The sequence below is a fragment of the Micromonospora sp. CNB394 genome (genome assembly GCF_000374985.1).
GTDB lineage: Bacteria > Actinomycetota > Actinomycetes > Mycobacteriales > Micromonosporaceae > Micromonospora > Micromonospora marina.
This window is the reverse complement of record NZ_KB895827.1, coordinates 45725-65472: the sequence shown is the minus strand read 5'-3', so window position 1 is coordinate 65472 and position 19748 is coordinate 45725. Positions and strand designations below refer to the sequence as shown.

Genomic DNA, 19748 nt, shown 5'->3' with positions numbered 1-19748 from the left:
CTTGATCAACACAGTCTCGCCGAGGTGGTGGCATCGGAGGCTCCGCGACACCACCACCTCGGCGGCCTGGAGTTGATCACGCCGGGCGGCGCCGGTTCCGCGTACCCTCACGGTCGTGGGCGGTGAGGACGACGAGCGGTGGCGGGAGCGGCGGCGCCGCGCGGTGCGGGCGCACGCGGAGGCCGCCGACCGGGAGCGCGCCGCGGAGCAGGCGGAGGCCGCCGACCTCGTGACCCGGTTCGCCGCCGAGGCGCTGCGGCGCGGGCTGCGCGCCGACCGGCTGACCGCGACCGGCCACGACGGTCGCGGGCGCTACCGCACGCGGATCACCGGCTGGTACGTGGACCGGGCGCACAGCCGCGCGGTGGACACCGACGGGCGCTTCTATCTGCTCACCGTGCCGCCCGGCCTGCGCTCGCGGCTGCTCGGGGCCGACCCGCGGCCCAGCGCGCCGCCGCTGGTGGTCGGCCGGGGCGGGCGCGACGGCGAGTCGGTGCCGCTGGCGACGCTGCTCAGCCGACGCCTCGACGCGGGCGACGACTGGCGCTAGGCGGTGCCGGGCCCTCACCGCGAGCAACAACATAGGTGAAACGGATATTCGTTCTGTTCAGGGCAGAACTTCGGATGAGCGGCAGCCGTTGAACCCTCGGTGGCGAGCGGAACTTCGCCCGCCGACAATCCGGAGGGCCGAGAATGGCGGTACACCTACATGCCGATGCTCGACAGACGACCGGCGCGGGGCCGGATCGGGTGCTGCTCTCACCACCGGATGTCGGGCCGCTGGAGGAGTCCTATCTGCTACGCGCGCTGAGGTCGGGCTGGGTTGCTCCCATCGGCCCCGACATCGACGCGTTCGAGCAGGAGATCGCCGAGCGGGTCGGCACCCGCCACGCGGTCGCCCTCTCGTCCGGCACGGCCGGGCTGCACCTGGCGATGGTCGCCCTCGGCATCCAGCGGGGTGACGCCGTCGTCGTTCCCACACTCACGTTCGTGGCGACGGCCAACGCGGTCACCTACACCGGCGCCGAACCGGTGTTCGTCGACTGCCTGCCGGACACCGGCAACCTCGACCCGGAACTGCTCGACCGCACCCTGCGCAAGTTGAGCGCGTCGGGCCGACGGGTCGCGGCAGTGCTTCCGGTGGACATGTTCGGCTCCTGCGCTGACTACGATCGGATCCTGCCGATCTGTGCGGCAGCCGGCGTGCCGGTGATCGAGGACGCCGCCGAGGCCCTCGGCGCCAGCCACGAGGGGCGCCCCGCCGGATCTTTCGGACGGGCCGGGGTGCTGTCGTTCAACGGCAACAAGATCATCACCACCTCCGGTGGCGGGATGCTGGTGTCCGATGACGACATCCTTGTCGAGCGATGCCGTTACCTGGCAACTCAGGCGCGACAACCGGTGCCTCACTACGAACACACCGAGACCGGCTACAACTACCGGCTCAGCAACCTGCTCGCCGCCGTTGGCCGAGCGCAGCTACGAAGGCTTGACGCGATGATGGCGCGACGACGCGCACACCGATCGCGCTACGCGGAGGTCTTCGGCGCAACCGCGGGTGTGCGGATCCTCGGCAGCGGGGACCAAGCGGCGAACTGCTGGCTGACCAGCATCGTCGTCGACCCGGAGGTGTCCGGTTGGCGGTCCGCCGATCTGGCCGCCCACTTGGCCGCAGCCGGCATCGAGACCCGGCCGGTCTGGAAACCGATGCACCTGCAGCCCGTGTTCGCCGACGCGGATGCTGTCCTCAACGGTGTCGCGGAACGGCTCTTCGCCACCGGTCTGACCCTGCCCAGCGGCTCCGGCATGAGCACGGAACAAGCGGACAGGGTGTGCGCGGAGATCGACGACTTCCTGCACGACGGGCCGAGACACGACGCGAAGGCCGGTTTTCCCCGGGCACGGCCGTCTCACGTCGGCGGAACAGCCGACGGCCGGGCGACCTCCCTCTGACTCCCAAGGTTCACCATGCCCAACCAGCACCGTCGTCCACGAGTGATCGTTCTCAACCAGTACGCGCAGCCCCTTTCCCGTGCCGGGGGCACCCGCCACGTGGAGCTGTTCAGCCGGCTGCACGGCTGGGAATGGTCCATCATCACCGCGTCGTGGGATCACTTCAGCCACCGCGAGCTTCCCGTCGACGACACGCACTTCGTGCCTGTGCCGGTAACGCGGTACCGCAGTAACGACCACCGGCGCGTGCTCAGCTGGCTCACCTACGGCTGGAATGCCGCCCGCCTGGTCGTGCGTGGCCCCCGCCCCGATGTCGTGTACGCCTCCTCACCGCACATCCTCGCCCCGGTGGCCGGGTGGGCCGCCGCACGGCTACGGCGATGCCACTTCGTACTCGAGGTTCGCGACCTCTGGCCCGAGGCGATGGTCAGCACCGGTTTTCTTCGCCGGAACTCTCCGACCCATCGCGCGCTGCGGGCGCTGGAACGATGGCTCTACCGACGTGCCGACCGCATCGTCATCGTGGCCGCCGGCTGGCATGCCCACCTCGCCGAGACGGGTGTGCCGACGGACAAGATCGAGTGGATCAGTAACGGCGCGGAACCGGAGGACTTCGAGCCCCGCCCTGACCAGTACCGCACACTACGGCAGCGCGTGCCGGTCAAAGGCAAGCTGCTCGTGTTCGCGGGCTCGCATGGTGCCATCAACGGCCTGCACCGCTTGCTGGACGCGATCGCGGAAGTGCCGGAGCACACCTTCGTACTCATCGGTGACGGCCTGGAGAAACCCGCCCTGATGGCTCGGGCAGCCGCCGAGGATCTATCAAATGTGCACTTCTTGGACGGGGTATCCAAGCAGGAGCTACGCGGCATACTCGGTGGCGCGGACGTCGGCATCCATGTTCTCGCGCACTCCCCGGTCTACGACCTCGGCGCAAGCCCCAACAAGCTCTACGACTACATGGCGGCCGGCTTGCCGGTCGTCAACAACTGCCCTGGGGAACCCGAAGACATCCTGCGCGCCGCCGATGCCGGTTGCACCGTCTCCACCGATGATCTCGCCGCCGGGCTGAGGGAACTGGCCGAACTGGAGTCCGAGAAGCTCGCGGCAATGGGCCGGCGCGGACGCAGCTACGTGGCGGGGAATCGGTCGCGGACGGTGATGGCGTCCAAGCTCCAACGCCTGCTGGACGCTCTGGTCGAAGAAGGCTGAATCCCCTCAGCCTGCCGGATGCCACGCCCGCTCCGTCGCGCGGCGGCCGGGATGACGTGCGTACGGCTGGTCGACGGCCTTCCGCCTTCCGGGTCCGGCGACGCTCGGCCGCGGCCGGGACACGGCTACCACCGCGAAGATCCACATGAAACGCGCATCGTAGTAGTCGCCGGAGAACATGCTGGCGAGAAGCACGTACACGGCGCAGACCGCACAACCGATCTGTTCGGGTGTCGCCGTGCTCCACGCAACCCCGTCGCGGCACCAGCGGACAACTGCCCAGGCAAAGAGCCCGAGCCCGAGAAGGCCCGCCTCCGCGGCGAGACCGGCGACGAGATTGTGCGGGTAACCCATGCCGGTGGCCACGTTGAACGCGTCCATCCCGGCGCCGGCGATCAGGTTGTCCCGGAACAACTGCCAGGCGACGTCGAGCAGCTCGGGTCGCGCGGAGTAGCCGTTGGCCTCCAGGACACCGGCGTTGTAGCGGGTGGCGGCCAACCCGGCGATCGCGCCGCCCATGACCTGCCACACCAACCAGGTCGCCGCGCCGCCCACAACCAGAGTGCTGGCGAGAACGACGACGCGCCGACGCCTGAGGAAGAACAGGAAGAACGCCGTCACGGTGCCGACACCGGCCACCAGGCCACCTCGCGAGCCGGACAGCACCGCCGCTACCGCCAGGACAGGCACCGGTACGAGCAACCACCAGCGACGACGCGCCACGGCGAGGGTGACGGCAGCGATCGCGGCGAGGCAGACAACGCGTACGAACACGTTGGGGCCGCCACCGAACGCCGACACGCGGCCCTGGAGTTGAGCACCCGCGTTCAGGCCGGCGACGGCGTACGCGAGGCCCGCGAGGAGCATCAGAGCCAGCAGGACGCGAGCGGCGCGGCGGGGGTTCCCGGCGGTCAGAGCCGCGGTGCACACCACGAGTAGCCAGAGGAGGACCAGATCCTCCGTTGCCTGCTGCATCCGAGCCGGCCAAGGGGCCCACAGCGCGGACGTGAGCTGCAGCGCGATGAGGGCGGTGAACGGAAGGAGGAACCGTGGCCACGGCCGGACACCACCGCGCCTGACCAGACGCAGCTGCCAGATAAGGACACCACCGGCAAGAATCGCGTAGGTCGGCCGGCGAAAATCCTCGACTCCCAGAGCCTGCAGACCGACTCGCTCCGGGGTGATGCGACCGGCCAGCGCGATCAGGAACAGGGCGGTCAGCAGCGTCGGAGACGAGTCGGCGGCCTCGGTCGGCGTGATCTCGGGCGAACGCCGTGGCTGCCTCCCACCGCCGGTCACCGTCATCGAACGCGTGCTGTCATGTGCCATGCGCGCCTACCGAGTCGTTCGTTGCGGGCAGTGCGGACGCGTTCGCGGCCACCTGGTGAGAGCGGCGGGTACTCGCGAGGAGAGCGATGACCGCCAGTGATGCGCCCGTCGTGTACGCGATCGCGGAGCCGACGGCAGCACCGTACGCACCCCACCTGGGGATCAGTGCCAGGTAACAGGCCAGCGCAACCGCCATGGCGGAGACGTCCGTGGTCAGGGCGATGCGTGCCCTGCCGGTTGCGACGCTCAGCCCGACGGCGACCCGGCTGACGCAGTACGCCACCGCGCCGATGGCGAGCGGCAGGAGCAGCCGTGTGGCGTCGCGGTAGTCCTCGCCGAACACCGGCCCGATGACGAGACGGCCGCATCCGACCATGGCAGCGCCGGTCACGAGGCCGTACGCGGCAACACACAGTACCGGTCGGGAGATACCCAGTTCACCGGCGACGTGCCGTCGGTGCCAACCGGCGGCGCGTGCGTCCACCCACGCCTGCACGGGCCACGCGACCATCTCCGCGATGGTGGCGACGACGATGTAGATGCCGAGCTGCTCGTACGACCCGAGCCACGGCAGCAGCAACCGGTCGGCGCGCAGCATGACCATGCTGGCGACACCAGCCGGTAGGAGCCGGAGACCGAGGTGACGGGACCTCGCGAGGTGCGCCGTGTCGGTACCGGTCTTCCCGGCGCGCCGCCGGCACACCAACGCCCAGGACAGTCCGGGTGCGACGGCGAGCGCGAGGGCGTAGGCGAGCAGCCAGATGCTCGGATCGTCGACACGAAACGCCGCCAGCAGGGCGCCGGCGGCGAGCAGGACGACCTGTGCGGCGACCGTACCCGCGAGGAACGGACCGGTGATGCCGGACGCCGCTGCGGCGGACCGGACCGCCCCACCGGCGACCAGGGCGATCGCGGCCAGCGTGAACGCGATGACGGTCAGGCCCGGTCCGGAACTGCTGCCAGCGCCGATCGACCAGACCAGTGGCAGGACGGTGATCAGCACCAGGACGCCACCGGGACCGGCGAGGCGCAGCATGTCCAGGGTGGCGGACCGAGCCGTGCGGCCCTCGGGGACGTATACCGGATAGGCGCGATCCACGCCCGCGAGGCCGAGCATGTTGACGAGATAGCCGAGTTGCAGGAGGAGAGCTATGTTGCCGCGACCGGCAGGGCCGAGGGTACGCGCGGCGACGACATTGATGACCAGGCTCACCGCGGCGACGGTGAGCTGCGCGGTGGACAGGTGACCGGCTGTGCGGAGGGCTGCGCCGGAGCGGGTGCCAGTCCGGTACCGCGGCAACGGGGCGCCACTCGGCCCTTCGCGGACGAAGGCGGTGCCGTGCCCAACCCGTGCCATGTCCGCCCTTCCGGCCGATCAGCTCCTGAGGTTCAACGAAGCAACGCCGGCAGGGTGTCGCCACGCAACCGACGGGTGCGCTCGGACCCGTTCGCTCGGGACAAGCGTCACCACTCGCTCGTACGCCCACCGCGCTCGCTGTCCGTGTGGTGAGCTGTAGCGGTGGCGGGCGATGTGCTGGGGCTGGTGCTGCACCCGACCCGGGACGTCTCCGAGGTGGTGCGGATCATCACGGACTGGGCGGCCCGGCACCGGATCACGCTCGCGGTACGCGCCGAGGACCGCGCCCGCGTACCGGCCTCGGTGGAGGCGTTCGCCGCGGACGAGCTTGCCGGGCGCTGCGCCGCGCTGATCAGCATCGGCGGCGACGGCACCATGCTGGGCGCGCTGCGGATGGCCGTCCGCGACCCGAAGCCGGTGCTCGGCGTCCACCTGGGCAAGCTCGGCTTCCTGGTCGAGGTGGAGCCGCCGGACCTGCCCCGCGCCCTGGAACGGCTGGTGGAGCACGACTTCACAGTCGAGTCGCACGCCTGCCTGGCCTGTGACGTCTGCGGCGACGACGTGGTGGCGTTCAACGACATCGCCCTGGTCCGGCAGCCCGGAGCCGGCTTCGTCGCGGCCACGCTGGCGGTGGACGGCCAGCGGTACGGCTACTACCGGTGCGACGCGCTGGTGGTGAGCACGCCGACCGGTTCGACGGCGTACAGCTACGCCGCCGGTGGGCCGCTGATCTCACCGGCCACCGAGGCGATGGTGGTGACGCCGTCGGCGCCGATGGCCGGGATCTCCCGATCGGTGCTGCTCTCCGCGCACGAGACGGTGCATCTGGAGCTGCGCGCGGACTCGGCGCCGGTGGCGGTGGAGATGGACGGCCTGCTGATCCGGCAGGCGGCGACCGAGGGTTCGGTGCACGTCCGGTACGTCAGGGACGCCGGCCGGGTGGTCCGCCTCGACCCGCGCCGCTACCAGGAGCGCAGCCAACTCAAGCTGAGCCTGCTGGACCTGCCGCTGCTGCCGGACCAGTTGCGCGAGCTGTTGCCGGACGGGTTGCGGGAGCAGCTCGACCGCCGCGAGCTGCCCCCGCCCAAGTGAGCCGGGTCAGGCGGTGGCCAGCACCCCGTCGACCAGCGCCTTGGCCTCCTCCTGGATCCGGGCCAGATGGTCCGCCCCCTGGAACGACTCGGCGTAGATCTTGTAGACGTCCTCGGTGCCGGACGGGCGGGCGGCGAACCAGCCCGACTCGGTGGTCACCTTGAGGCCGCCGATCGCGGCATCGTTGCCGGGCGCGGTGGTGAGGATCGCCGTGATCGGCTCACCGGCCAGCTCGGTGGCGGTGACCTGGTCCGGCGACAGCTTCGCCAGGACGGCCTTCTCCGCCCGCCCGGCCGGCGCGTCGATCCGGGCGTACGCGGGCGCGCCGAAGCGGTCGGCCAGCTCGGTCCAGTGCTCACTGGGCGTACGGCCGGTGGTGGCGATGATCTCGGCGGCGAGCAGGCAGAGCAGGATGCCGTCCTTGTCGGTGGTCCAGGTGCCGCCGTCGCGGCGCAGGAACGACGCCCCGGCGCTCTCCTCGCCGCCGAAGCCGACGGTGCCGTCGAGCAGGCCGGGCACGAACCACTTGAACCCGACCGGCACCTCCAGCAGCGGGCGGCCGAGGTCGGCCGCGACCCGGTCGATCATCGAGGATGAGACGAGCGTCTTGCCCACCGCCGCGGCCGGGCCCCACTGCTCCCGGGTACGGAACAGGTGGCCGATCGCCACGGCCAGGTAGTGGTTGGGGTTCATCAGCCCGCCGTCGGGGGTGACGATGCCGTGCCGGTCGGCGTCGGCGTCGTTGCCGGTGGAGACCGCGTACTCGTCCCGGGCGGCGATCAGCGAGGCCATCGCGTTCGGCGACGAGCAGTCCATCCGGATCTTGCCATCGCCGTCGAGCGTCATGAACCGCCACGTCGGGTCCACGAGCGGGTTGATCACGGTGAGGTCGAGGCGGTGCCGCTGCGCGATCTCGCCCCAGTACGCCACGCTCGCCCCGCCCATCGGGTCCGCCCCGATGCGCACCCCCGCGTCGCGGATCGCGTCGATGTCCAGCGCGGCGGGCAGGTCGTCGACGTACCGGGCGAGGAAGTCGTACTCCCCGGTGGTGTCGGCGGCGCGCGCCCGCGCGTACGGGATGCGTTTCACCTCCTTGAGCCCGGCGGCGAGGATGGCGTTCGCGCGGTCCTGGATCCACCTGGTGGCGTCGGTGTCGGCGGGCCCGCCGCGGGTGGGGTTGTACTTGAACCCGCCGTCGGACGGCGGGTTGTGCGACGGGGTGATCACGATGCCGTCGGCGAGGCCGCCGGTGCGCCCCCGGTTGTGGGTGAGGATGGCGTGCGAGACGGCGGGGGTCGGGGTGTAGCCGTCACGGCTGTCGCGCAGCACCGTGACCTCGTTTGCGGCGAGCACCTCCAGCGCGTCGGCCTCGGCGGGCGCGGAGAGCGCGTGGGTGTCCCGGCCGAGGAACAGCGGCCCGTCGAGTCCCTGCTCGCGCCGGTAGTCGCAGAGCGCCTGGGTGACGGCCAGGATGTGGTCGGAGTTGAAGGCGTTGCGCAGGCTGGACCCGCGGTGCCCGGAGGTGCCGAAGGAGACCTGCTGCGCCGGGTCGTCCGGGTCCGGGTGCTCGGCGTAGTAGGCGGTGACCAGCCGGGGCACGTCGACCAGGTCGGCGGGCTGCGCGGGCTGACCGGCACGGGGGTGGGCCACTGCGGGATCCTCCTCGGTGATGCGGTGGGGACTGCTCAGGGCTCGACGCGTTGGCCCTTGCCGATGACGACGATGCCGTTGTCGGACACGGTGTAGCGCTGACGGTCCTTCTCCAGGTCGACGCCGATCTCGGCGCCCTCCGGGACGTGGACGTTCTTGTCCAGGATCGCGCGCCGGACGACCGCGTGGCGGCCGATCTGGACACCCTCCATCAGCACGGCGCCCTCGACGTGCGCCCAGGAGTGCACCTTCACCTTCGGCGCCACGATCGAGTTCTCCACCAGCGAGCCGGAGATCACCGAGCCGGGCGAGACCATCGAGCTGACCGCGCGGCCGACCCGCTCGCCCCAGGCGTGCACGAACTTGGCCGGCGGGTACGGCGGCTGCTCGGTGTAGATCGGCCACTCGAAGTTATAGAGGTTGAACACGGGGTGCACGTTGATCAGGTCCATGTGCGCGTCGTAGAACGAGTCGAGCGTCCCCACGTCCCGCCAGTAGCCGCGGTCGCGGTCGGTGCTGCCGGGCACCTCGTTGTCCTTGAAGTCGTAGACGTTGGCCTCGCCGCGCTCGACGAGCATCGGGATGATGCTGCCGCCCATGTCGTGCTTGCTCGTCTTGTCCGCCGCGTCGCGCTCGACCGCCTCGCACAGCGCCCGGGTGGTGAACACGTAGTTGCCCATCGAGGCGTAGATCTCGTCCGGCGCGTCGGGCAGTCCGACCGCGTCGGTGGGCTTCTCCCGGAACGCGCGGATGCGCTTGCCGTCCTCGCCGACCTCGATCACGCCGAACTGGTCGGCCGTCGACAGCGGCTGCCGGATGCCGGCCACGGTCACTCCGGCGCCGGAGGCGATGTGGTCCTCGACCATCTGCCGGGGGTCCATCCGGTAGATGTGGTCGGCGCCGAAGACGATCACGTAGTCGGGCTGCTCGTCGTTGATCAGGTTGAAGCTCTGGTAGATCGCGTCGGCCGAGCCGGCGAACCACCACGGGCCGCGGCGCTGCTGCGCGGGCACCGGCGTGACGTAGTTGCCCAGCAGCGTCGACATCCGCCAGGTCTTGGTGATGTGGCGGTCCAGTGAGTGGGACTTGTACTGGGTCAGCACGACGATCTTGAGGAAGCCGGCGTTCGCCAGGTTGGACAGGACGAAGTCGACCATACGGTACATCCCACCGAAGGGGACGGCGGGCTTCGCCCGGTCGGTGGTCAGGGGCATCAGGCGCTTGCCCTCCCCGCCGGCCAGGACGATCGCGAGCACCTTGGCAGCCATGCTCAGACGCTAACCACCCGGAACCGACTTCACCACTCGGACGCCCACACTTGCGTACCGGGTGCGACACGGCGCTCTGCACTAGGGTGCGGGCATGGCACCGATGCGCGTCGACCTGCTCACCCGCGAGTACCCGCCGGAGGTGTACGGCGGCGCCGGGGTGCACGTGGAATACCTCGCCCGCGAGCTGCGCCGGCTCGCCGACGTGCGGGTGCACTGCTTCGGCGCGCCCCGCGACGAGCAAGGTGTCACCGCGTACGCCGAACCGGCCGCGCTGGCCGGCGCGAACGCCGCGCTGCGGGTCATGGGCGTCGACCTGGAGATGGCCGCCGGGACGACCGGCACCGACGTGGTGCACAGCCACACCTGGTACGCCAACCTGGCCGGGCACACCGCGAAGCTGCTGCACGGGGTGCCGCACGTGGTGACCGCGCACAGCCTGGAGCCGCTGCGACCGTGGAAGGCCGAGCAGCTCGGCGGCGGGTACGCGCTCTCCTCCTGGTGCGAGCGGACCGCCTTCGAGGCGGCCGACGCGATCATCGCGGTGAGCGCGGGCATGCGCCGGGACGTGCTGACCGCGTATCCGGCGGTGAACCCCGACCGGGTGCGCGTGGTCTACAACGGCATCGACACCGCGCAGTACGCCCCGGACCGGAACACCGACGTGCTCGACCGGCTCGGCATCGACCCGGGGCGGCCCAGCGTGGTCTACGTCGGGCGGATCACCCGGCAGAAGGGCCTGCCGTACCTGCTGCGCGCCGCCCGCGAACTGCCCGCCGACGTCCAGCTGGTGCTGCTGGCCGGCGCGCCGGACACCCCGGAGATCGCCGCCGAGGTGGAGGAGCTGGCCGCCGAGCTGCGGGCGAAGCGGTCGGGGGTGGTGTGGGTGGCGGCGATGCTGCCCAAGCCCGAGGTGATCCAGGTGCTCACCCACGCCACCGTGTTCGTCTGCCCGTCCGTCTACGAGCCGATGGGCATCGTCAACCTGGAGGCGATGGCCTGCGAGACCGCCGTCGTGGCGACCGCCACCGGCGGCATCCCCGAGGTGGTGGCCGACGGCGAGACCGGGCTGCTGGTGCCGGTCGAGCAGGCCGGTGACGGCTCCGGCACCCCGCTGGACCCGGAGCGTTTCGTCGCCGACCTGGCCGCGCGGATCAACGAGCTGCTGGCCGACCCGGACCGGATCGCGGCGTTCGGCGCGGCGGGGCGGCGGCGGGCGGTGGAGCACTTCTCGTGGGACGCGATCGCCCGGCAGACGCTCGAGGTGTACCGCTCGGTGGGGGTGTAAGGAAGGGCACCCTGTTAACGCCTCCGGTAGAGGAAGGGCCCCTTCTTAACGGGTGGGCTCGGGGCGTGTCCGTGCCCACCACGGCTCCGCCGTGGCCGGTACGATTCCGGCATGAGCGCAGAGGCGGTGGGCAGATCCATGCCGTCGACCGTGTCGCTCGACGACCTGACCGCGATGATGGCCGCGGACGAGCACCATCGATACGAGATCAGCCCTGAGGGAGTTCTCTCGATCATCCCGCCGCCGGGATACGCCCATGCGATCATCGCGACCCGGCTCATGGTGTGGCTCGCCCAGGGCGGCGTACCGGCGGATCACGTCGCCCAGGCGGTCGGGCTGCGCATCCCGGGTCGGCACGGCGGGGTCGGTGGACGCATCCCCGACCTCGTGGTCTGGAGCAAGACGCAGGCCGACAGCGTGTGGCTGCCGCCCGCTGACGTGCTTCTCGTGGTCGAGATCGTCTCGCCCGGCTCGGAGGGCATCGACACCGTGACCAAGCGTGGCGAGTACGCCGCGGCGGACATCCCGCAGTACTGGGTCGTCGAGCAGGACGCGGCGCAGACCGTCACGATGCACCGCCTGGACGGCGCGGACTACCGGGTCCGGGCGACGATGCCGCTCGCCTGGGTCCTCAACACCACCCCGGTCGAGCACGACCTCGGCTGACGGCACGACGTCCGGTCGCGGGGGCGGCGGATACAGTCGCCGGATGCCGGATGCGATCTTCGCCCATCCTCGCCTCGCGCCGGTCTACGACGCGTTCGACGGCGACCGGGACGACCTGGCCGCGTACCTCGCGATCGCCGACGAGCTGGACGCACGCGTGGTGCTCGATCTCGGGTGCGGCACCGGGAGCCTGGCCCTCCTGCTCGCGCGGCACGGCCGTACCGTCGTGGGGGTCGACCCGGCCGGGGCGTCGCTTGATGTCGCCCGGGCCAAGGACGGCGCGGACCGGGTCCGCTGGCTGCACGGCGACGCCACGACGCTGCCGCCGCTGCGCGCCGACCTGGCCACGATGACCGGGAACGTGGCGCAGGTCTTCGTCACCGACGACGACTGGGAGCGGACCCTGCGCGGCGTGCACGCCGCGCTGCGGCCCGGCGGGCGCCTCGTGTTCGAGACCCGCCGCCCCGAGCGCCGCGCGTGGGAGGAGTGGGCGGACACCGCGCCTGTCCTGCGGGACGTGCCGGGCGTCGGGCCGGTGGAGCAGCGCCTCCAGGTCACCGCGGTCGACCTGCCACTGGTTTCGTTCCGGCACACGTACCGGTTCCTGCGCGACGGCACGGTCCTCACGTCGGACTCCACGCTGCGGTTCCGCGACCGCGACGAGATCGAGGCGAGCCTGACCGCCTCCGGATACCGGTTGACAGACGTGCGCGAGGCCCCCGACCGCCCCGGCCGGGAGTTCGTGTTCATCGCCGAGCGGTCAACCTGAACGCCACCCGTTCGGTGGTACGGCATGCGTGCTTGAGCGGCACCGGGCCCGGCGCCCTCGTCGACGCGGGGCTTCTGAGGTGAAGTCGCCGAGCGCGAGACGATCTCGCGCAGTAGGTTGAGCGGGTGACTGGACGGTTCCCGATCGAAGACGTCTCCCCCGTCGTCTCCTGCGGTCGCTACCCGGCCAAGGCGGTGGTCGGCGAGGTCGTACCGGTGTCGGCGCGCGCCTACCGCGAGGGCCACGACGCGCTCGGCTGCAACGTGGTCTGGCTCGGCCCGGACGGCACGGCCCGGCCGTTCACCCGGATGCGCCCCGGCGAGCCCGGCCAGGACCGCTGGCACGCCACCATCCGCCCGGACGCGGTGGGCCTGTGGCGCTTCGCCGTCGAGGCGTTTCAGGACCCGTACCTGACCTGGCAGAACGCGGTCACCAAGAAGCTCGCCGCCGGCCAGGGCGCGGCCGAACTGGCGAACGACCTGGCCGAGGGCGTACGGGTGCTGACCGCCGCGCTCGACCTGGTACCGAAGGCCGACAGTGACCGCGTACGCGAAGCCGCGCGGGCGCTGGCCGACGACGACCTGGAGCTGCCGCGGCGGGTGAGCGCGGCGCTGGACCTGGCCGACCTGCTGTGGGAGCACCCGGTGCGTGAGCTGGTCACCACCGGCGAGGAGCGCACGCTGTGGGTGGACCGGCCCCGGGCGCTCTTCTCCGCCTGGTACGAGTTCTTCCCCCGTTCCGAGGGCGCGACAGCGGCCACCGTCGACGCGCCCGCCCGGTCCGGCACGTTCGCGACCGCGACGCAGCGGCTGCCGGGTGTCGCGGCGATGGGTTTCGACGTGCTCTACCTGCCGCCGATCCACCCGATCGGCCGGGTCAACCGCAAGGGCCGCAACAACGCGCTCACCGCCGGGCCGGACGACGTGGGCTCGCCGTGGGCGATCGGCGCGGCCGAGGGCGGCCACGACGCCATCCACCCCGATCTGGGTACGCCGGAGGACTTCCGCGACTTCGTCGCGGCCGCCGCCGAGCAGGGGCTAGAGGTGGCGATGGACCTGGCGTTGCAGTGCGCGCCGGATCACCCGTGGGTCACCGAGCACCCGGAGTGGTTCACCACCCGGGCCGACGGCAGCATCGCGTACGCGGAGAACCCGCCCAAGAAATACCAGGACATCTATCCGCTGAACTTCGACAACGACCCCGACGGCATCCGGGCCGAGGTGCTGCGGGTGGTGCTGCACTGGGTCGGCGAGGGCGTGCGGATCTTCCGGGTCGACAACCCGCACACCAAGCCGTTCGACTTCTGGCACTGGCTGATCGCCGAGGTCAAGCAGGTCGACCCGGACGTGCTGTTCCTGGCCGAGGCGTTCACCCGGCCGGCGATCATGCACGGGCTCGGCAAGATCGGCTTCACCCAGTCGTACACCTATTTCACCTGGCGCACGACGGCGGCCGAGATGCGGGAGTACTGCGAGGAGCTGGTCGCCTCGGTCGACTGGATGCGGCCGAACTTCTGGCCCAACACGCCTGACATCCTGCACTCGTCGCTGCAGCACGGCGGCCCGCCGATGTTCAAGATCCGGGCGGTGCTGGCGGCGCTGCTGTCCCCCTCCTGGGGCATGTACGCCGGGTTCGAGCTGTTCGAGCACGTGGCCCGGCCGGGCGCGGAGGAGTACCTGGACAACGAGAAGTACGAGCTGCGGCCCCGCGACTGGGACGCCGCGCTGGCGCAGGGCCGGTCGCTGGCGCCGTTCATCACCACGCTGAACCGGGTACGCCGGGACAACCCCGCCCTGCAGCAGCTGCGTAACCTGAGGTTCCACGACATCGACAACCCGGCGCTGCTGTGCTGGTCGAAGCACGACCCGGAGACCGGCAACTCGGTGATCGTGGTCTGCTCGTTCGACTCCCGCGAGGTGCAGTGGGGCAACACCACGCTCGACATGCCGGCGCTGGGCCTGGACTGGCACGAACGGTTCACCGTGCGCGACGAACTGACCGGCGCCGAGTACGACTGGGGGCAGCGCAACGCGGTACGCCTCGACCCGTACCTGCAACCGGCGCACGTGCTCACCGTGCGCCGGCCGGCCGCACCCGAGCCGGCGCAGCCGGACGCACCGGCCCCGGCCGAACCGGAGCACCCGGCCGCGCCCGACCTCACAGTGGAAGACGTACCCGCCGACCTCTCCGGCGGCACCGCCCCGACCGCACCGGCCGACAAGGACGACGCCCGATGGACCAGCTGATCGCCGGCGAGGTACACGACCCGCACGCCGTGCTCGGCGCGCACCCGGCCGACGGGAGCACCACGATCCGGACGCTACGCCGGGGCGCCGGCGAGGTGACGGTGCTCGCCGACGGCGAACGGCACCCGATGAAGCGGGTGCACGACGCCGGTGTCTTCGAGGCGGTGCTACCCGGCGAGGTGCTGGACTACCGGGTCGAGGTGGACGGCACGACGCACGACGACCCGTACCGTTATCCGCCCACGCTCGGCGACCTCGACCTGCACCTGATCGGCGAGGGCCGGCACGAGCGGCTCTGGGCGGCCCTCGGCGCCCGCGTGTTCGACGAGGGCGTCGCGTTCACCGTCTGGGCGCCCAACGCCCGCGCGGTGCGGCTCGTCGGCGACGTCACCGGCTGGGCGCCGGACGACGGATGGCCGATGCGGTCGCTCGGGTCCAGCGGCGTGTGGGAGATCTTCGTGCCCGGCCTGCCGGTGGGCAGCCGCTACAAGTACCGCATCCTGGGCGCCGACGGCCGGTGGCGGGACAAGGCCGACCCGATGGCCGCGCGCACCGAGGTGCCGCCGGCCACCGCGTCGGTGGTGCACGAGTCACGGTACGAGTGGGGCGACGCGGACTGGCTCGCGCGCCGGTCCCGGCAGGCACCGCACCAGGAGCCGATGAGCGTGTACGAGGTGCACCTGGGCTCCTGGCGGCCCGGCCTCGGCTACCGGGAGCTGGCCGAGCAGCTCACCGCGTACGTGCTGGAGATGGGCTTCACGCACGTGGAGTTCCTGCCGGTGATGGAACACCCGTTCGGCGGCTCGTGGGGCTACCAGGTCACCGGCTACTACGCGCCGACCGCCCGGTTCGGCGACCCGGACGACTTCCGTCACCTGGTGGACCGGCTGCACGCCGCCGGCATCGGTGTACTCCTGGACTGGGTGCCGGCGCACTTCCCGAAGGACGAGTGGGCGCTCGCGCGTTTCGACGGCACCCCGCTGTACGAGCACCCCGACCCGCGCCGGGGCGAGCACCCCGACTGGGGCACGTACGTCTTCGACTTCGGCCGCAACGAGGTCCGCAACTTCCTGGTCGCCAACGCGCTCTACTGGCTCGACGAGTTCCACATCGACGGGCTGCGCGTGGACGCGGTCGCCTCGATGCTCTACCTGGACTACTCCCGGTCCGACGGGCAGTGGGCGCCGAACGTGCACGGGGGCCGGGAGAACCTGGAGGCCATCGCGCTCCTCCAGGAGGTGAACGCCACCGTCTACCGGCACCACCCGGGCGTGCTGATGATCGCCGAGGAGTCCACCGCGTGGCCCGGCGTCACCAGGCCGACCTCCGAGGGCGGGCTCGGGTTCGGGTCCAAGTGGAACATGGGCTGGATGCACGACACCCTGCTCTACACCTCGAAGGACCCGATCTACCGGCAGCACCACCACCATCAGCTCACGTTCTCCCTGGCGTACGCGTGGAGCGAGAACTACGTGCTGCCGATCAGCCACGACGAGGTGGTGCACGGCAAGGGCTCCCTCGCCGGCAAGATGCCCGGCGACACGTGGCAGCGGCTGGCCACCGTGCGGGCGCTGCTGGCGTACATGTGGGCGCACCCGGGCAAGCAGTTGCTCTTCATGGGCTGCGAGCTGGCCGACGACCGGGAGTGGAGCGAGGAGCGCGGCCTCGACTGGTACCTCACCCACGACCCGGCCCGGGCGGGCGTGCAGCGGCTGGTGGCCGACCTGAACCGGGCCTACCGGGCCAGCCCGGCGCTGTGGGCGCAGGACACCGACCCGGCCGGCTTCCGCTGGATCGCCGGGGACGACGTCGCCAACAACACGGTGTCGTTCATCCGGATCGCCCCGGACGGGCAGACGCTGGTGTGCGTGGCGAACTTCTCCGCGACCCCGCTGGAGGACTACCGGATCGGTCTGCCGGCCGGCGGTACGTGGACCGAGGCGCTGAACACCGACGCCCACCACTACGGCGGGTCGGGTGTGGGCAACCTGGGCGAGGTGCACGCCGAGAACGTGCCGTGGCACGGCCTGCCCGCGTCGGTGGCGCTGCGCGTCCCCCCGCTGGGCGTCCTCTGGCTCTCACCAAAGGCGTGAAAAGGGCTGGGAACGGTTCCCGGATGCACTATCGGGAGAGGGGGAACTGTCAGACCAGGTCGGCTTCGCGGAGGAGCTTCCAGAGACCGGCGCCGTCGGGGGCGCTCAGCCACTTCTGGCCCACCGGGCCCGAGGACGACCGTCCCGCCGGCGCGGGCAGGCTACCGGCCAACACCGACTGGGTCGGGGACAGCCGCCGGATCGCCACCCCCGCGACGTTGTCCGGGTGCGCGGCGGCGAACTCCCGGTAGATCTCCGGGTCGTGCTGCCCGTCGTCGCCGATCAGCAGCCACCGCACCTCGGGGAACTCCCGGGACAGCCGGGCCAGCGTGGCCCGCTTGTGTTCCCGGCCGCTGCGGAACCACCTGTCGGCGGTCGGCCCCCAGTCGGTGAGCAGCAGCGGCCCGGCCGGGTAGAGGTGCCGGGACAGGAACCGGGTGAGCGTCGGCGCGACGTTCCAGGCGCCGGTGGACAGGTAGAAGACCGGCGCGCCCGGGTGGGCGGTGGCCAGCCGCTCGTACAGCACCGCCATGCCCGGCACGGCGTTGCGGGCGTGCTCGTCCAGCACGAACGTGTTCCACGCGGCGAGCAGCGGCCGGGGCAGCGCGGTCACCATGACGGTGTCGTCGATGTCGGAGATGATGCCGAAGCGCACGGCCGGGTCCAGGACGCGGACCAGTGCCTCCACCGGCTCGGCGTCGGCGACGCTGAGGCGTACGCAGCCCCAGCCGGGGGCGAAGTCGGCCTCGATCACGGTGTCGACGAAGCCGCTGCGGTCGGCGGTCACCTCCTGGCGTACGCCGTCGGCCTCGATGGTCACGGTGACGTGCTTGGCGGGCAGCGTGGCGAAGCTGCGCCAGCCCCGCACCTTGTCCAGCCGGCCCCGCCGCCGCGTGTCAGGACGCCCGAGCAGCACCCGGCAGAGCACGCGCGCCCAGCCCGGGGCGCCGTAGCCCGCGTACGCGATGATGTTGGGCTGCCACCCGGTGCGCCGCAACCGGCGCTCCACCAGGCCGTGCACGGCGTCCTCGAAGCGCGCGGCGCGGTGCAGCTGCGGAATGGCCAACTGGTCCGGTGGTGTGGGCGGCACACGGCAACAGTGCCACAACCGCAGCGGCCGGGCCACGCGAGTGATCCACGCCGATCCGCCCCGGCGCCGGGCGCCGCCGTGACAGACTGCGGTCGGGACGACGACGGGGGCGTTGGTCGTGTCGACGACGAAGCGGGACCCGGCACGACGGCGACCGGACGCGCCGGCGCTGGTGGCGTTGCTGCTCGGCGTCGCGGGGGTCGGGTACCGGCTGGTGCTGACGCTGCTCACGGTGCCCGCGTCGAACAGCGACGAGGCCACGTTCGGCCTGGCCGCACTGCACATCGCCGCCGGTCGGGAGCGGCCGGTCTTCCTCTACGGCCAGCGCTACATGGGCGTGCTGGAGTCGTACCTCGCCGCGCCGCTGGTCGGCTGGGCCGGGCCGAGCTGGCCGGTGCTGCGGTTGCCGATGCTCGCGCTCTTCGCGGTCTTCCTGTGGCTGGCGTACCGGCTGACCCGCCGCCTGTTCACCCCCTGGCTGGCGGTCATCGTGGTGGGCCTGCTGGCGCTCGGCTCGGAGCGGGTGGTCCGCGACCAGCTCACGGTGGTCGGCGGCCGTCCGGAGGTCAAACCGGCCGTGCTGGCGATGCTGCTGATCGCGGTGGCCCTCGGCAGCCGGCGGGTCCGGCACCACTGGCCGGCCACCGGCGCGTTCGGGCTGCTCGCCGGGCTGGCGCTCTGGTCGGACTGGCTGATCGCGCCCTACCTGCTGGTGGCGGGCGTGGTGCTCGCCGTGGCCGTGCCGCGGGACCTGATCGGCTGGCCGGGTGTGCTGTTGGTGGCGGGTTTCCTGGCCGGGGTCGCCCCGATGGTCAAGGACAACCTCGTCGCGCCGCCCGGCCAGGACTCGCTGTCGGTGTTCCGCGAGATCAGCACCAAGGAGGGGGTCGCGCCGTCGCTCACCGAACGGCTGCGTGGCGGACTGCTGGAGGGGGTGCCGCTGGCGTCGGGCCTGTGCCCGATGGACGGCTGCGCGCGCTGGGCGCAGTGGTTCGGTGTGCTCTACCCGCTGCTGCTGGTGGCCGCCGCCGGGCTCGGGCTGGTCGCGTACCGCCGGGCCGCCGACCACGCCGCGCGGGTCCGGGCCGTGGCGGTCCTCGCGCTGGTCGCGGGCGCGGCGCTGACACTTCTGGCGTACGTGCGCAGCCCGCTCGCCGCGACCGACCCGCTCGGCAACGCCCGCTACCTGTCGGTGCTCCAGATCTCGCTGCCGGCCGTGCTGTGGCCGCTCTGGCTGGCCGCCGCGCACGCGCTGCGGGGCACCGCCGGGTGGGCCGCCCGGCTCGGCGGCGCCGCCGCGGCGGTGGTGCTGGCCGGGCTGACCGCCGCGACTGTCGCCGGGACCGTGGCGTTCCTGGCCGGGATGCCGGGCGTACGCGACGAGGAGCTGAGCGCCCGCCGCCTGGCCGAAACCGTGCGGGACGCCGGACTGCGCGAGGTGTACGGGGATTACTGGATCTGCAACCGGCTGATCTTCAACACCGGGGAGACGGTGGCCTGCGGTGTGCTCGACGGCGCGCTGACGCCGGGGCAGAACCGCTATCCGGCGTACTGGCAGCGGGTGGCGCGCGCGGAGCGGCCCGGGTACGTGGTGGCCGTCGGCTCCCCCGCCGAGCGAACCCTGCGGCGGCTGCTGGGCGACCGCGCCGACGCGGCGGTGGTGGCCGAGGTCGGCGGCAGTCGCGTGTACCACCCCGACCGTGCCGTGCGGCCGTGGCGCTGACCCCGGCCCGTA

General features: G+C 71.9%; 15 protein-coding genes. 10 read left to right on the top strand and 5 right to left on the bottom strand.

The genetic code is table 11. The features are described 5' to 3' along the window. Positions 1–115 precede the first annotated feature (115 nt). The 3 genes from C569_RS0106070 to C569_RS0106060 all read left to right on the top strand — a co-directional run bounded on the left by C569_RS0106070 (position 116) and on the right by C569_RS0106060 (position 3165). A complete protein-coding gene (locus C569_RS0106070; protein WP_018784902.1) occupies positions 116–550 on the top strand; it encodes a hypothetical protein in 435 nt (144 codons plus the stop codon). A 200-nt stretch (positions 551–750) separates the two neighbouring features. Beyond that, entirely contained in the window at positions 751–1953 is a 1203-nt protein-coding gene (locus C569_RS0106065; RefSeq protein ID WP_018784901.1) for a DegT/DnrJ/EryC1/StrS aminotransferase family protein, read from the top strand. A gap of 15 nt (positions 1954–1968) precedes the next feature. Next, a complete protein-coding gene (locus tag C569_RS0106060; protein WP_026267763.1) occupies positions 1969–3165 on the top strand; it encodes a glycosyltransferase family 4 protein in 1197 nt (398 codons plus the stop codon). 6 nt (positions 3166–3171) lie between these two features. Here the strand turns inward: C569_RS0106060 and C569_RS29875 are convergent, their stop codons facing one another. Both C569_RS29875 and C569_RS0106050 read right to left on the bottom strand, forming a co-directional pair. Then, positions 3172–4470: an O-antigen ligase gene (locus C569_RS29875; protein ID WP_018784899.1), complete on the bottom strand. Its 1299-nt coding sequence runs from the start codon at positions 4468–4470 to the stop codon at positions 3172–3174. A gap of 13 nt (positions 4471–4483) precedes the next feature. Beyond that, positions 4484–5707 carry a lipopolysaccharide biosynthesis protein gene (locus C569_RS0106050; RefSeq protein ID WP_155945506.1) on the bottom strand — a complete coding sequence of 408 codons (1224 nt, stop codon included), beginning with the start codon at positions 5705–5707 and terminating at the stop codon, positions 4484–4486. Between the two features lie 306 nt (positions 5708–6013). Between C569_RS0106050 and C569_RS0106045 the strand changes: the two genes are divergently transcribed. Continuing rightward, entirely contained in the window at positions 6014–6943 is a 930-nt protein-coding gene (locus C569_RS0106045; RefSeq protein WP_018784897.1) for an NAD(+)/NADH kinase, read from the top strand. A 6-nt stretch (positions 6944–6949) separates the two neighbouring features. Here C569_RS0106045 and pgm read toward each other — a convergent pair whose 3' ends face one another. Both pgm and glgC read right to left on the bottom strand, forming a co-directional pair. Next, complete coding sequence (pgm, locus tag C569_RS0106040) at positions 6950–8593, bottom strand: phosphoglucomutase (alpha-D-glucose-1,6-bisphosphate-dependent) (RefSeq protein WP_018784896.1); 1644 nt, start codon at positions 8591–8593, stop codon at positions 6950–6952. A gap of 35 nt (positions 8594–8628) precedes the next feature. Continuing rightward, a complete protein-coding gene (gene glgC / locus C569_RS0106035; protein ID WP_018784895.1) occupies positions 8629–9861 on the bottom strand; it encodes a glucose-1-phosphate adenylyltransferase in 1233 nt (410 codons plus the stop codon). 94 nt (positions 9862–9955) lie between these two features. Here glgC and glgA point away from each other — a divergent pair, with 94 nt between their 5' ends. From glgA to glgB, 5 genes are all read left to right on the top strand, one after another. Further along, on the top strand, positions 9956–11149 hold the full coding sequence (glgA, locus tag C569_RS0106030; RefSeq protein WP_018784894.1) for a glycogen synthase: 1194 nt from the start codon (positions 9956–9958) through the stop codon (positions 11147–11149). Positions 11150–11260: 111 nt separating this feature from the next. After that, positions 11261–11815 carry a Uma2 family endonuclease gene (locus tag C569_RS0106025; RefSeq protein ID WP_026267761.1) on the top strand — a complete coding sequence of 185 codons (555 nt, stop codon included), beginning with the start codon at positions 11261–11263 and terminating at the stop codon, positions 11813–11815. Between the two features lie 43 nt (positions 11816–11858). Beyond that, complete coding sequence (locus tag C569_RS0106020; RefSeq protein ID WP_018784892.1) at positions 11859–12584, top strand: class I SAM-dependent methyltransferase; 726 nt, start codon at positions 11859–11861, stop codon at positions 12582–12584. 125 nt (positions 12585–12709) lie between these two features. Then, the gene (locus tag C569_RS0106015; protein WP_018784891.1) at positions 12710–14830 is read left to right on the top strand and encodes an alpha-1,4-glucan--maltose-1-phosphate maltosyltransferase; all 2121 of its coding nucleotides are present in this window, start codon (positions 12710–12712) and stop codon (positions 14828–14830) included. Continuing rightward, positions 14818–16923: a 1,4-alpha-glucan branching protein GlgB gene (gene glgB, locus C569_RS0106010; RefSeq protein WP_018784890.1), complete on the top strand. Its 2106-nt coding sequence runs from the start codon at positions 14818–14820 to the stop codon at positions 16921–16923. The genes C569_RS0106015 and glgB overlap by 13 nt, the downstream gene beginning before the upstream one ends. Positions 16924–16972: 49 nt before the next feature. Here the strand turns inward: glgB and C569_RS0106005 are convergent, their stop codons facing one another. Further along, positions 16973–18049 (bottom strand): phosphatase domain-containing protein, encoded by a 1077-nt coding sequence (locus tag C569_RS0106005; protein WP_051090454.1) that lies wholly within the window; start codon positions 18047–18049, stop codon positions 16973–16975. A gap of 82 nt (positions 18050–18131) precedes the next feature. On the opposite strand from C569_RS0106005, the gene C569_RS0106000 reads away from it, so the two are divergent. Next, complete coding sequence (locus C569_RS0106000) at positions 18132–19736, top strand: hypothetical protein (RefSeq protein ID WP_026267759.1); 1605 nt, start codon at positions 18132–18134, stop codon at positions 19734–19736. The last annotated feature ends 12 nt before the right edge of the window (positions 19737–19748 follow it).